The organism is Caldimonas tepidiphila, assembly GCF_003569765.1.
In the GTDB taxonomy this organism is placed as follows: domain Bacteria; phylum Pseudomonadota; class Gammaproteobacteria; order Burkholderiales; family Burkholderiaceae_C; genus Caldimonas; species Caldimonas tepidiphila.
Genome location: NZ_QXMG01000005.1, coordinates 102,511 through 115,343 on the forward strand (window position 1 = coordinate 102,511; position 12,833 = coordinate 115,343).

The 12,833-nt window shown below is 72.3% G+C and carries 16 protein-coding genes; 10 read left to right on the forward strand and 6 right to left on the reverse strand.

What is annotated here, in order from left to right; genetic code table 11:
• The first annotated feature begins 65 nt into the window (after positions 1 to 65).
• From D3A59_RS08900 to panC, 5 genes are all read left to right on the forward strand, one after another.
• A complete protein-coding gene (locus D3A59_RS08900) occupies positions 66 to 731 on the forward strand; it encodes a hypothetical protein (RefSeq protein ID WP_119154558.1) in 666 nt (221 codons plus the stop codon).
• A 118-nt stretch (positions 732 to 849) separates the two neighbouring features.
• Positions 850 to 1,053 carry a DUF3460 family protein gene (locus D3A59_RS08905; RefSeq protein ID WP_119154559.1) on the forward strand — a complete coding sequence of 68 codons (204 nt, stop codon included), beginning with the start codon at positions 850 to 852 and terminating at the stop codon, positions 1,051 to 1,053.
• Between the two features lie 64 nt (positions 1,054 to 1,117).
• Positions 1,118 to 1,960, forward strand: a complete 843-nt coding sequence (locus tag D3A59_RS08910) for a segregation and condensation protein A (protein ID WP_419187243.1) — start codon at positions 1,118 to 1,120, stop codon at positions 1,958 to 1,960.
• A 113-nt stretch (positions 1,961 to 2,073) separates the two neighbouring features.
• Positions 2,074 to 2,913 (forward strand): 3-methyl-2-oxobutanoate hydroxymethyltransferase, encoded by an 840-nt coding sequence (panB, locus tag D3A59_RS08915; protein WP_119154560.1) that lies wholly within the window; start codon positions 2,074 to 2,076, stop codon positions 2,911 to 2,913.
• A gap of 46 nt (positions 2,914 to 2,959) precedes the next feature.
• Positions 2,960 to 3,802: a pantoate--beta-alanine ligase gene (gene panC, locus D3A59_RS08920; protein ID WP_119154561.1), complete on the forward strand. Its 843-nt coding sequence runs from the start codon at positions 2,960 to 2,962 to the stop codon at positions 3,800 to 3,802.
• A 49-nt stretch (positions 3,803 to 3,851) separates the two neighbouring features.
• On the opposite strand, the gene D3A59_RS08925 is transcribed toward panC, so the two are convergent.
• Positions 3,852 to 4,478, reverse strand: a complete 627-nt coding sequence (locus D3A59_RS08925) for a ParA family protein (protein ID WP_119154562.1) — start codon at positions 4,476 to 4,478, stop codon at positions 3,852 to 3,854.
• Between the two features lie 86 nt (positions 4,479 to 4,564).
• Complete coding sequence (locus D3A59_RS08930; RefSeq protein ID WP_119154563.1) at positions 4,565 to 5,329, reverse strand: sulfite exporter TauE/SafE family protein; 765 nt, start codon at positions 5,327 to 5,329, stop codon at positions 4,565 to 4,567.
• A gap of 78 nt (positions 5,330 to 5,407) precedes the next feature.
• Here D3A59_RS08930 and D3A59_RS08935 point away from each other — a divergent pair, with 78 nt between their 5' ends.
• Complete coding sequence (locus tag D3A59_RS08935) at positions 5,408 to 6,040, forward strand: trimeric intracellular cation channel family protein (RefSeq protein WP_119154564.1); 633 nt, start codon at positions 5,408 to 5,410, stop codon at positions 6,038 to 6,040.
• An 85-nt stretch (positions 6,041 to 6,125) separates the two neighbouring features.
• Entirely contained in the window at positions 6,126 to 6,557 is a 432-nt protein-coding gene (locus D3A59_RS08940; RefSeq protein WP_119154618.1) for a DUF1841 family protein, read from the forward strand.
• Positions 6,558 to 6,587: 30 nt separating this feature from the next.
• Here D3A59_RS08940 and D3A59_RS08945 read toward each other — a convergent pair whose 3' ends face one another.
• Together D3A59_RS08945 and D3A59_RS08950 are read right to left on the reverse strand one after the other, a co-directional pair.
• Entirely contained in the window at positions 6,588 to 7,217 is a 630-nt protein-coding gene (locus D3A59_RS08945) for a hypothetical protein (protein WP_119154565.1), read from the reverse strand.
• 73 nt (positions 7,218 to 7,290) lie between these two features.
• Positions 7,291 to 7,482 carry a heavy-metal-associated domain-containing protein gene (locus tag D3A59_RS08950; RefSeq protein WP_119154566.1) on the reverse strand — a complete coding sequence of 64 codons (192 nt, stop codon included), beginning with the start codon at positions 7,480 to 7,482 and terminating at the stop codon, positions 7,291 to 7,293.
• Between the two features lie 127 nt (positions 7,483 to 7,609).
• Here D3A59_RS08950 and D3A59_RS08955 point away from each other — a divergent pair, with 127 nt between their 5' ends.
• Together D3A59_RS08955 and cueR are read left to right on the forward strand one after the other, a co-directional pair.
• The gene (locus D3A59_RS08955) at positions 7,610 to 10,045 is read left to right on the forward strand and encodes a heavy metal translocating P-type ATPase (RefSeq protein WP_119154567.1); all 2,436 of its coding nucleotides are present in this window, start codon (positions 7,610 to 7,612) and stop codon (positions 10,043 to 10,045) included.
• An 8-nt stretch (positions 10,046 to 10,053) separates the two neighbouring features.
• A complete protein-coding gene (gene cueR / locus D3A59_RS08960; RefSeq protein ID WP_119154619.1) occupies positions 10,054 to 10,491 on the forward strand; it encodes a Cu(I)-responsive transcriptional regulator in 438 nt (145 codons plus the stop codon).
• 53 nt (positions 10,492 to 10,544) lie between these two features.
• Here cueR and D3A59_RS08965 read toward each other — a convergent pair whose 3' ends face one another.
• Entirely contained in the window at positions 10,545 to 11,231 is a 687-nt protein-coding gene (locus D3A59_RS08965) for a c-type cytochrome (RefSeq protein WP_119154568.1), read from the reverse strand.
• 105 nt (positions 11,232 to 11,336) lie between these two features.
• Here D3A59_RS08965 and D3A59_RS08970 point away from each other — a divergent pair, with 105 nt between their 5' ends.
• Positions 11,337 to 12,179: an AAA family ATPase gene (locus D3A59_RS08970; protein WP_119154569.1), complete on the forward strand. Its 843-nt coding sequence runs from the start codon at positions 11,337 to 11,339 to the stop codon at positions 12,177 to 12,179.
• A gap of 36 nt (positions 12,180 to 12,215) precedes the next feature.
• On the opposite strand, the gene D3A59_RS08975 is transcribed toward D3A59_RS08970, so the two are convergent.
• Complete coding sequence (locus tag D3A59_RS08975; RefSeq protein WP_119154570.1) at positions 12,216 to 12,719, reverse strand: hypothetical protein; 504 nt, start codon at positions 12,717 to 12,719, stop codon at positions 12,216 to 12,218.
• Positions 12,720 to 12,833 lie beyond the last annotated feature (114 nt).

Consider the following 12,833-nt stretch of genomic DNA (forward strand, 5'->3'; position numbering starts at 1 on the left):
GTTCGCGATGCCGGCCGGGGCGTCTGCGCTATCCTGCCGGCACCTTCCCCTACCCGTCGTGCCCCGTGAGCTTCCTCGACGACCTCAAGCGCCAGGCCGAGGCGCTGCAGAATCGCCAGCAGAACGACGCCGCCTCCTTCGAGCGCAACGCGCAGCTCGTCGAGTCGGCCTGCAGGACGGTGTTCCAGTACTGGCTCGACCTCGCGCAGCAGCTCAACGTGCTCGCGCCCGCGTCGCCCGGCCGGCATGTCCTCGACAGCCGCCACGTGTTCTCCGCGCTGCCGATGCACGACTTCCGCGTCGACGCGCGCCGCCAGCCGCTGCGCGGGCTCGAGGTGCACGAGCACATCACGCTGAGCTGCCGCATCGGCGACGGCCGCGACCTGGTGCTGAAGAAGGACATGCCGCCCGAGATCGAGAAGCTCGAGGCGCGGCTGCGCCTTGCCGGCATCAAGCACTCGCCCGAGTCGGTGCGCGAGCCGGGCAGCGGCCGCTACCTGCACACGCGCTACGAGTTCAAGCTCGACTTCCTCGCCTTCGCTCGGCTGCTGCCGCAGCACGAGCGCGGCACGCTGCGCATCCAGGTGGACAACTTCGACGGTTTCGAGGGCCTGGTGCTCGAGCTGCCCGCCATCGAGCTGAACCGCGCGGTGCTCGACGAGCTGGCCAAGCTGCTGCTCGGCCAGCCCAACCGCTTCGTGCAGTGCGGCCGGCTGGTCGGGCGCCGCTGAAGGCGCGGCAGGACCTCACGGCAACGCACCGCCGGCAAAGCCCCCTTGCCCGCCTCGGGCGGTAAAATGGCGGGTTGTCCCGTGCGCAAGCACGTCCTTATCCGAGAGCTTGACGACCATGCCGCTGTTCTGGAAACCCTACAAGTCCGAAATCACCCAGTTCCTGGACGAGCTGAAGGCCCGGCGTCCCGAGATCGAGGAAGGCCAGCGCCTCGGCCGCGCGATCTTCTGGGACAAGGAAGTCGACCGCGACGCCCAGCAGGACTACAAGGCCGCGCGCGTGGCGCAGCAGCCCTACGTCTACCAGACCAAGGGCGAGTGAGGCCGGCCGCGCGCCTGCCGACACGCCGCTGCCCTTGAGCGACGAGGAAATCCTCGCCACCGCGCTGCCCGAGCCGGGCGCGCCCGCGCAGCCGCAGCAGGCTGCCAACGACGACGAGGCCGCCGACCCGGTGGCCCTGGCGCGCCTGTACGGCGCGCCGCTGTTCCAGCTGCCGCAGGATCTCTACATCCCGCCCGACGCGCTGGAGGTCATCCTCGAGGCCTTCGAGGGGCCGCTGGACCTGCTGCTCTACCTGATCCGCCGGCAGAACTTCAACATCCTCGACATCCCGCTGGCCGACGTCACGCGCCAGTACCTCGCCTACGTCGAGCAGATCCGCAGCCGCAACCTCGAGCTCGCCTCCGAGTACCTGCTGATGGCGGCGATGCTCATCGAGATCAAGTCGCGCCTGCTGCTGCCACCCAAGCCCTCGCCCGAGGGCGAGGAGCCGGAGGACCCGCGCGCCGAGCTCGTGCGCCGGCTGCTCGAGTACGAGCAGATCAAGCTCGCCGCCGCCAAGCTCGACCGCCTGCCGCTCGCCGGCCGCGACTTCCTGCGCGCGCAGGTGCACATCGAGCAGTCGACGGCGCCGCGCTTTCCCGACGTCGCGGCCGAGGAGCTGCGCGACGCCTGGCTCGACATCCTCAAGCGCGCCCGGCTCGTGCAGCACCACAGGATCAGCCGCGAGCAGCTCTCGGTGCGCGAGCACATGAGCAAGCTGCTGCGCCTGCTGCAGGGACGGCGCTTCGTCGTGTTCGAGGAGCTGTTCGAGCCCGCGCGCGGCCCGCAGGTGCTGGTGGTCACCTTCATCGCGATGCTCGAGCTCGCGCGCGAGCGGCTGCTCGAGATCACGCAGGCCGAGGCCTTCGCGCCGATCTACGTGCGCCTCGCCTACCAGCCGACCTGAGGCGCGGCGCCCCCCGGCTGTTGTTGCGCCGCACCATCAGAATCGAACGACCGTTCGCTTCACGGAAATCGGGTGGCTAGAATGCGCGCTCTTTCCGCCCCCAGGAGCGCAAGATGAGCAGCCATGCCAGCCCAGCCGACACCGCCGCACGCCGCAAGCCGGTGACGCTGCACCGCCTGCGCGAGATGCACGCGGCCGGCGAGAAGATCGCGATGCTGACCTGTTACGACGCCACCTTCGCGCGTCTGCTCGACGAGGCCGGCGTCGACTGCCTGCTCGTCGGCGACTCGCTCGGCATGGTGCTGCAGGGCCAGCCGAGCACGGTGCCGGTCACGCTCGACGAGATGTGCTACCACACCGCCAGCGTCGCGCGCGCCAGGCCCGCGGCCTGGGTCGTCGGCGACCTGCCCTTCGGCAGCTACCAGGAGGGGCCCGAGCAGGCGATGCGCGCGAGCGCGCGGCTGATGGCCGCCGGCGCGCAGATGGTCAAGCTCGAGGGCGGCGGCTGGACGGCCGAGACGGTGCACTTCCTGACCCAGCGCGGCGTGCCGGTGTGCGCGCACCTCGGCCTCACGCCGCAGAGCGTGCACGCGCTCGGCGGCTACCGCATCCAGGGCCGCGACGAGGCGGGCGCGGCGACGCTGCGCCGGCACGCGCGCGAGCTCGCCGAGGCGGGCGCGGCGATGATGGTGCTCGAGCTCGTGCCGTCGGCGCTGGCCGAGCAGGTCGGCGCCGAGAACCCGCAGCTGATGACGATCGGCATCGGCGCCGGCCCCTCCTGCGCCGGCCAGGTGCTGGTGCTGCACGACATGCTCGACCTCACGCGCGGCAAGCTGCCGCGCTTCGTGCGCAACTTCATGGCCGAGGGCGGCAGCGTCGAGGACGCCGTGCGCCGCTACGTGCGCGACGTGAAGTCCGTCGCCTTCCCCGACCCGGCGCGGCACGCCTACTGACGAGCCCGCGGCGCCCCCGCCCCTTCCGACCCTTCCGTTTCCTGCCATGCGCATCGTCCACACCCTCGCCGAACTGCGCGGCGCGCTCCACGGCGCCCGCACCACCGCCTTCGTGCCCACGATGGGCAACCTGCACGAGGGCCACCTGGCGCTGGTGCGCACCGCCGCGCAGCGCGGCGGCGGCCCGGTGGTCGCGAGCATCTTCGTCAACCGGCTGCAGTTCGGACCGAACGAGGACTTCGACCGCTACCCGCGCACGCTCGCGCGCGACTGCGAGCTGCTCGAGGGCGCCGGCTGCGACCTCGTGTTCGCGCCCGACGAGGCCGAGCTCTACCCCGAGCCGCAGGGCTACAGGGTGCAGCCGCCCGCGGCGCTCGCCGACATCCTCGAGGGCAAGTTCCGCCCGGGCTTCTTCACCGGCGTGTGCACCGTGGTGATGAAGCTGTTCCAGTGCGTGCAGCCGGCCGTGGCGGTGTTCGGCAAGAAGGACTACCAGCAGCTGATGGTGATCCGCGGCATGGTGCGCCAGTTCGCGCTGCCGATCGAGATCGTCGGCGGCGAGACGCTGCGCGCCGACGACGGCCTGGCGCTGTCCTCGCGCAACGGCTACCTGAGCGAGAGCGAGCGCGCCGAATCGGTGGCGCTGTCGGCGGCGCTGCGCGCCCTGGCCGACGCGATCCGCGCCGGCGCCCGCGACCTGCCGGCGCTGGAGGCGCGCGCGATGGAATCCCTGCGCGCGCGCGGCTGGCGGCCCGACTACCTCACCGCGCGCCGCCGCGCCGACCTGCTGCCGCCGACGCCCGCGCAGATCGACGCCGGCGAGCCGCTGGTGGCGCTGGCCGCCGCGCGCCTGGGCGGCACGCGGCTGATCGACAACCTGGAAATCTGAGGCCCGCGCCGCGGCCGCCCTGCGGGATGGCCCGGGGCGCGCGGCCGCGTCAGGCCGTCTCCTGCTGCACCCACTCCAGGATCGGCTGCCACTGCGGCAGCTCGCGCTCGACGCGGCTCGTCGCCACGTCCCACACCGTCAACCCGTGCGCAGCGAGGTGCACGTAGACCTGCGCGTCGCGGATCTCGCCGACCACCGGCACCTCCAGCCCCTCGATGAAGGCGTGCAGCTGCTCGGCGGCGATCGTGCCCTCGCGCACCCTCATGCCGACCACGCCGACGCGCACCCGCGAGCCGCGCCGGTGCGTCAGCACGCGGGTAAGGAATTCGCGCGTCGCGTAGATGTCGAACAGGCTCGGCGTGATCGGCACCAGCATCGTGTCGGCGCGACGCATCATCTCGTCGAAGCCCGGGCCGTGCAGGTTGGCCGGCGTGTCCAGCACCGCGACGCGCGTGCCTCGCGGCAGCTTCAGCGGCTCGCCCTCGGCGACGTCCCAGGCGCCGATCGTCGCGGCCGCCTCGGGCCGCAGCCGCAGCCAGGTGCGCGCCGACTGCTGGCGGTCCATGTCGCCGAGCACCACCGGCTCCCCCTGCGCCGCGAACCAGCCGGCGAGATTGGTCGACAGCGTGGACTTGCCCACGCCGCCCTTCGGATTGGCCACCACAATCAATGACATCTGCTGCATCTCCGGAACAGGGAGCGGCCCGCGCCGCCTCGGCCCGATGTTAGCGAGGCCGCGCGCGCGGCACAGCCCTCGCCCGCTCAGTGCAGCGCGTCCCACAGCAGCTTGACGCCGGTGAGGAACATGCCCGCGTAGGCGAGCCGGTAGAACCACTCGGCGCGCACCCGCGGCACCAGCCACAGCCCGAGCCAGACGCCGAGCGGGGCGACCGGCAGCAGCAGCGCCGAGGTCGCCATGTTGCGCACATCGATCAGGCCGAGCCCGGCGTAGGGCAGCCACTTCGAGGTGTTGATGACGGCGAAGAACACCGCCATCGTCGCCGCCGCGCGCACCGGCGGCAGCTTCAGCGGCAGCACGTAGGCCTGCACGGGCGGCCCGCCCGCGTGCGACACGAAGCTCGTGAAGCCCGCCGCGACGCCGAGCAGCCGCCCCAGCCAGCGCGAGGGCCGCGGCACGTCCGCGCGCGGCGGGAAGAACAGCCGCTGCGCGAGGAAGGCCAGCGTCAGCGCGCCGACCACGCCCGCGACCATGCGGCCCGGCAGCACGCCGAACAGCAGCGTGCCGATCACGGTGCCGACGAGCCCCGCCGGCAGCAGCAGAGCGAGCAGCGCCCGGTCGCGCTGGCGCCAGTAGGCGGCGATGCCCATCGCATCCATCACCGCCAGCAGCGGCAGCATGATCGCCGCGGCCTGCGGCACCGGCACCGCCAGCGCCATGATCGGCACCGCGAGCGCGCCGAAGCCCGCGCCGAAGCCGGTCTTCGACAGCCCCATCAGCAGCACCGCGGGGACGGCCGCGGCGTAGAAGGCCGGCTCGAGGATCAGCGCCTGCGTCCAGCCGCCCATCAGCGCTGCCTCCCGGCGCGAACGGGCGCGCTTAAGATGCCGGCCCCGGCGTCGGCCCGGGAAGAAGAGGATGGATGCATGGACGGATGGCGGCTGGACGGCTTGCGGCTGGTGATCGAGGTGGCGGCGACGCTCGCGTTCGCGCTGTCGGGGCTGCTGGAGGCGGCAAGGCGCCGGCTCGACCCGGTGGGGGCCTGCGTCGCCGCCTTCCTGACGGCCTTCGGCGGCGGCACGCTGCGCGACGTGCTGCTCGACCGGCGGCCCTTCTTCTGGGTCCAGCATACCGAGTACGTGTGGGCCGTGCTCGCGCTCACCGTCATCGCCCTGACCGTGCTGCGCGCGCAGCACTTCGCGCTCACCGAGCGCGCAATCCAGGTGCCCGACGCGCTCGGGCTCGGGCTGTTCGCCGCCTCGGGCGTGGACCTCGCGCTCGCGCTCGGCCACGAGCCGCTGATCGCGGTGCTGATGGGCGTGATCACCGGCGTGTTCGGCGGCGTGCTGCGCGACATCGTCTGCAACGAGATACCGACCGTGTTCCGCGACCACCGGCCCTACGCGCTGGTGGCCTTCGCCGGCGGCTGGCTGCATGTCGGGCTGCTGCAGCTCGGCGTGCAGGGCGAGGCCGCGCTGCTCGCCACGGTGGCCGCGGTGGCGGGCGCACGCGGCCTGGCGGTCGCGCTGCAGTGGGAGCTGCCGGGCTGGCGGACGTGAGGCGCCGGGCCTCCTCGCCCGGGGAGGCCGCGCCGCGATGCGCATGCGGCGGACGGTGTCATCGAAGACGGGCGAGAATCCCGTGATGTTCGCACCGACCCAACACGACGTGAGGCGCTTCTTCTGCGAGGCCTCGCGCAAGATCTCCGCCCGCGAGCCGCTGACGCCGCTCGAGGCGCTGGCCGCGCAGTGGATCGACCAGCACCCCGAATACCGCGAGGACCTCGCCGACGCCGAGGCGGCGGTCGCCGCCAGCTACACCGTCGAGGAGGGGCGCACCAATCCCTTCCTGCACCTGTCGATGCACCTGTCGATCAGCGAGCAGGTCAGCATCGACCAGCCGCGCGGCATCAAGCAGGCCTTCGAGCTGCTCGCGGCCAAGCGCGGCTCGGCGCACGACGCGCACCACGAGATGATGGAATGCCTCGGCGAGATGATCTGGGCCTCGCAGCGAAGCGGCCTGCCGCCCGACGGCCAGGCCTACATCGACTGCGTGCGGCGACGCGCGACGCGCTGAGGCCCCCGGCGAGCGCCCCGTGCGCCCCGCTCAGGGCGGCAGGCGCACGAAGCGCCCCTTCGCCAGCTTCCAGTGCTCGGTCAGCCCGAGCGAGGTGTAGGGCAGCAGCAGCGAGTCGCCGTCGATCTCGACGCGGCCGCCCGCCCCCTCCATGCGGCCGACGAGCCGCCACTGGCCCGCACCCCGTCCGCGGCGCGGCGCCGGGACGTACTTCAGCACGTTGACCACCACGCCGAGCTCGGGATGGCCGAGCGCGAACACGAGCTCGGGCCGGCCGTCGCGCTCGAAGTCGTGGCTCGCCGCCTCGATGCGCAGTCCCTGGCTGTCGATCGCGTGCTGCACGCTGCAGCCGAACAGCTCCGAGCAGTCGTCGAGCAGCACCGGCAGCGCCAGCGTCTGGCGCCCGTGGCGCAGGCGGTAGTCGATGCCGGCCGGCTGCGCCGCCCGCATCCGCACCGCCAGCGGCGTGCGGCCGATGCGCGACGCGAACCGCAGCTCCGCCGACGGCTGCAGCGCCGGGTCCCAGCTCACCGCCTGCCGCGGCCCGTGGATCAGCCGCGGCGCCGCGTCGTCCAGCGCGGCGGCAGGGCCGGCGGCAGCCAGCAGCGCCGCTGCCGAGGCGGCGAGCAGCGCCGGCTTCGGAAGGCGGCAGCGGCTCATGGTCTGACAACATCTTGCAACATTCGCACAGTTTAGACACTGTGCGCAGATGCCGACAGGGCGCGACGCCGGCTCAGCTCGCCGGGTAGCCCTCCTCCTCGAGCGCGCGCCGGAAATTCTCGGCCGGCTGGCCCGACTCGATGCGCACCTTGTGCGCCGGCAGGTCGATCTCGACCTTTGCTTGCGGATCCACCTGCTGCACCGTGTTCGTCACGGTCTTCACGCAGTGGCCGCAGGTCATGTCGTTCAGCGTCAGTTCGATCATCGCGGGACTCCTTTCGAGAGGTTCGGTGGGTTGCGAGGGGCTCATTCTCGACCGTGCCATCGTGGCAAGGTCAAGCACTTCGAAGACGCTTGACCTTGACATCATGGGAAGGATTAACCTCCTGTCCATGACCACCTCCAGCCCCACCCTCACCCTGCCGATCGAGGGCATGACCTGTGCCTCCTGCGTCGGCCGCGTCGAGCGCGCGCTCAGGAAAGTGCCCGGCGTGCAGCAGGCCACCGTCAACCTCGCCACCGAGTCGGCCAGCGTCGAGCTGGAGCCGGCGGCACCGCCCGGCGCTGCCGCCGGGGAGGTGGTCGCGGCGATCGAGAAGGCGGGCTACCACGTCGCGCACGAGGAGCAGCAACTCGCGATCCAGGGCATGACCTGCGCGTCCTGCGTCGGCCGGGTGGAGCGGGCACTGAAGAAGGTGCCCGGGGTGCTCTCGGCCACCGTCAACCTCGCCACCGAGACTGCCACGGTGGACACTCCGCGCGGCGCGGTGCCGGCCCAGGCGCTGCTCGACGCGGTCGAGCGCGCCGGCTACGAGGCGCGGCCGCTGGCTGCGCCGGGCGACGCGCTCGCGGCGGAACAGGCGGCGGCCGAGCCGCGCCACAGCCGCGAGGCGCGCGCCGTCGTCATCGCCATGCTGCTGTCGCTGCCGCTGGTCGTGCCGATGGCCGGCGAGCTGTTCGGGCGACACTGGATGCTGCCGGGCTGGCTGCAGTGGCTGCTGGCCACGCCCGTGCAGTTCTGGCTCGGCGCGCGCTTCTACCGCGCCGGCTGGGCCGCGCTGCGCGCCGGCAGCGGCAACATGGACCTGCTCGTCGCGCTCGGCACCAGCGCCGCCTACGGCCTGAGCGTGTGGCTGCTGCTGACCGACGAGACCGGCATGCCGCCGCTGTACTTCGAGGCGGCCGCGGTCGTGATCGCGCTGGTGCTGCTGGGCAAGTGGCTCGAGACGCGTGCCAAGCGCCAGACCACCGAGGCGATCCGCGCGCTGCAGGCGCTGCGGCCCGACGGCGCGCGCGTGCTGCGCGACGGCGTCGAGCGCGAGCTGCCGCTTGCGCAGGTGCGCGTCGGCGATCTCGTCGTGGTGCGCCCGGGCGAGCGCGCGCCGGTCGACGGCCTCGTGGCCGAGGGCGAGAGCCATTTCGACGAGTCGCTGCTGACCGGCGAGAGCCTGCCGGTGGCGCGCGCACCGGGCGACGCGGTGATCGGCGGCGCGATCAACGGCGAGGGCCTGGTGCGGCTGCGCACCACCGCGGTCGGCGCCGAGACGGCGCTGGCGCGCATCGTGCGGCTCGTCGAGTCGGCGCAGGCGCAGAAGGCGCCGATCCAGCGCGTCGTCGACCGGGTCAGCGCGGTGTTCGTGCCGGTGGTGGTGGCGATCGCGGTGCTCACGCTGCTCGGCTGGGGGCTGGCGACGGGCGACTGGCCGCGGGCGCTGCTCAACGCGGTGTCGGTGCTGGTGATCGCCTGCCCCTGCGCACTCGGGCTCGCGACGCCGGCGGCGATCATGGTCGGCACCGGGGTCGCGGCGCGCCACGGCGTGCTGATCAAGGACGCGCAGGCGCTCGAGGTGGCGCACGGGCTGCGCGTGGTCGCCTTCGACAAGACCGGCACGCTCACCGAGGGCAAGCCGACGCTGGTCGAGACGCGCGCCACGGACGGCGACGACGCGGCGCTGCTCGCGCGCGCCGCGGCGCTGCAGGCCGGCAGCGAACACCCGCTCGCGCGCGCGGTGCTTGCCGAGGCCGATGCCCGCCGCGTCGCGGTGCCGGCCGCCGAGGCCCTGCGCGCGATCGCCGGGCGCGGCGTCGCCGGTCGCGTCGGCGGCGTCGAGCTGCAGCTCGGCAGCAGCCGGCTGATGGAGGAGCTCGGCGTCGACATGTCGGCGCTACGCGAGCGCGCCGCGGCGCTGGCCGCCGAGGGCCGCACGGTGTCGTGGCTCGCGCAGGCCGGCACCCCGCCGCGGCTCGTCGGCCTGCTCGCCTTCGGCGACACGCTCAAGCGCGAGGCGCCGGGGGCGGTCGCGCGGCTGCGCGCGCTCGGCCTGCGCACGCTGCTGATCTCGGGCGACAACCGCGGCAGCGCCGAGGCGGTGGGACGCCGGCTCGGCATCGACGAGGTGCGCGCCGAGGTGCTGCCGGCCGACAAGGCGGGCATCGTCGCCGGGCTGAAGGCGGGCGGGCAGCGCGTCGGCATGGTCGGCGACGGCATCAACGACGCGCCGGCGCTCGCTGCCGCCGACGTCGGCATCGCGATGAGCACCGGCACCGACGTCGCGATGCACGCCGCCGGCATCACGCTGATGCGCGGCAACCCGGCGCTAGTCGCCGATGCGATCGACATCTCGCGCCGCACCACGGCGAAGATCCGCCAGAACCTGTTCTGGGCCTTCGTCTACAACGTGATCGGGCTGCCGCTGGCCGCGCTCGGGCTGCTGAGCCCCGTGGTGGCGGGCGCCGCGATGGCGCTCAGCAGCGTGAGCGTCGTCACCAACGCGCTGCTGCTGCGGCGCTGGAAGCCGCGGCGGGACGACGAGGGGAGGACGGCATGAAGGAGCGCATGAACATCGGCGAGGCCGCCGGCGCCTCGGGCGTGTCGGCCAAGATGATCCGCCACTACGAGGCGCTGGAGCTGCTGCCGGAGGTGGCGCGCAGCGAGTCGGGCTACCGGCAGTACGATGCAGCGGCGGTGCACACGCTGCGCTTCATCCGCCGCGCGCGCGAGCTCGGCTTCGGCATCGCCGAGATCCGCACGCTGCTGCAGCTGTGGCGCAATCGCGAGCGCGCCAGCAGCGAGGTCAAGCGCATCGCGCTCGAGCATGCCGCGGACCTGCAGCGGCGCATCGACGAGATGCAGGCGATGAAGCGCACGCTCGAGCACCTGGCGCGGGAATGCCACGGCGACGGGCGGCCCGACTGCCCGATCCTCGAGGATCTCGCGCATGCGGCGCCGGACGGCTGCGGCGCCTCTCACGCCGGAGCGACCCGCTTCCGCTGAAACACCGGGACGACCGCCGGGACCGGCCCGGCCCTCATGCGGGTCGCGCTGCGTCAGTGGTTGTGGAAGCGCGACTGCGCCACCGTCTTCAGGTCGCCCTCGAGCGAGCCGAGGTAGTCGGCCATCGCGCGCAGCTCGTCGAACGAGAACTGCTTGACCTGCGCGCCCATGATCGCGTTGCCGCGGCCGATGTTGGGGTTGTTCTCGATCTTGTAGGACTTCAGCGCCACGTACAGGTAGTCGGCGTGCTGGCCGGCGATCTTCGGGTAGCTGCCGTCGATCGGCTTGTTGAAGTTCGCGCCGTGGCAGGACGCGCAGGCGCCCTTCTGCAACAACTGGTTCACCTGCGCCGAGGGCTGGCGGCTCGGCGTGTCGGGCACCGGGCGGGACTGCTCCTTGCCCTGGGTCTCGTAGAACGCGGCGATGTCGGCCATGTCCTGGTCGCTCAGCGAGCCGGAGATCGCGCGCATGGTCGGGTGCTTGCGCTCGCCCTTGCGGTAGGCCACCAGCGACGCGACGATGTAGCGCCCGCTCTGCCCCGAGATCATCGGCACGCGGTGCTGCTCGGGGAAGCCGGCGCGGTAGCCGGGGATGCCGTGGCAGCCGGCGCACATCGCGATCTTGCGCTCGCCCTCCTGGGGATTGCCGACCGCCGGGGCCCCGCCCCCCTGTGCCTGCGCGGCGCCGCTGAGGCCCGCGAGAAATGCCAACGCCAGCAAGGGGGTGAGATGTCTCTTCATGGTTCGCGCGATGATCCTGGTTGGAGGAGTCGGGCCGGACGCAACGCACGCCGGCGCGGCATACCTAAATTTACCTTCTAACCCTTTGACACGCATCACATTCCTATGAAATTTGAAGGTTCAGACCAGTATGTCGCCACGCAGGACCTGAAGCTGGCGGTCAACGCCGCGCTGACGCTCAAGCGCCCGCTGCTGGTGAAGGGCGAGCCCGGCACCGGCAAGACGATGCTGGCCGAGGAAGTGGCGCGCTCGCTGGGCATGCCCTTGCTGCAATGGCACATCAAGTCCACCACCAAGGCGCAGCAGGGGCTCTACGAGTACGACGCGGTCAGCCGCCTGCGCGACAGCCAGCTGGGCGAAGAGCGCGTCAAGGACATCCACAACTACATCGTCAAGGGCGTGCTGTGGCAGGCCTTCGAGTCCGAGCAGCCGGTGGCGCTGCTGATCGACGAGATCGACAAGGCCGACATCGAATTCCCGAACGACCTGCTGCGCGAACTCGACCGCATGGAGTTTTACGTCTACGAGACGCGACAGATGGTGCGTGCCCGTCACCGCCCGCTGGTATTCATCACCTCGAACAACGAGAAGGAGCTGCCCGACGCCTTCCTGCGCCGCTGCTTCTTCCACTACATCCAGTTCCCCGACGCCGGGACGATGCAGGACATCGTCGAGGTGCACTACCCCGGCCTGAAGAAGGAGCTGCTCGCCGCGGCGCTCCGGAGCTTCTACGAGGTGCGCAAGCTGCCGGGGCTGAAGAAGAAGCCGAGCACCTCGGAGCTGCTCGACTGGCTCAAGCTGCTGGTGGCCGAGGACCTGCCGCCCGAGGCGCTGCACAGCCAGGACGACAAGGTGGCCGTGCCGCCGCTGGTCGGCGCGCTGCTGAAGAACGAGCAGGACCTGTCGCTGTTCGAGAAGCTCGTCTTCATGCAGCGGCACAACCGGTGAAACCCGCCCCCCGGTTGCGGGGGGCGGGTTTCACCCTCACTTCAGGAACAGCTGGCGCTCGCGCGTGCGCGCCTCGAGCCTGGTCTCGGCGCGCATCAGCATCGCCACCATGCCGGCGAAGGCCTCGTCGAACTCGGCCTCGCCGCCGCTGACCGACACCACCAGCCCGTCGAGCCAGACGCTGCCCCACAGCGTCGTGTCGCCCTCGCGCAGCAGCCAGGGCCGCTGCTGCTGCAGCACCGAGCTGTCGCAGCGGTGCTCCCAGCTCAGCCGCGCCTTCGCGCGCGCGAAGCCCGCGTAGTCGGCGTCCCAGGTGTCGCGCGGACCGCCGCAGGAGTGCTCCAGCAGGATCGCCTCCTCGAAGCTCGCCTCGCCGGGCACGCGCGCCGGGTCCATCACCACCACGTGGCAGAAGCCGCCCTGGTTGACATGCGGGTCGCGCGTCGCGTCGTCGAGCACCGCGGCGACGCGGTCGATCGCGCGCTGCGCGATCTCGCGGGTGAGCAGGAAGCTGCCGGCACGGGAGGGGGATGCGTTCATGGGCGAGGGCCTCGTTCAGTCGATGAGCCGCCTCGGTGCAATCCCCATGCCCCGGCCCCCTGCCGGTGGCGCGCCGCTTGCTCCCGGTGACTCGGCAGTACATGCGGCCCCGCG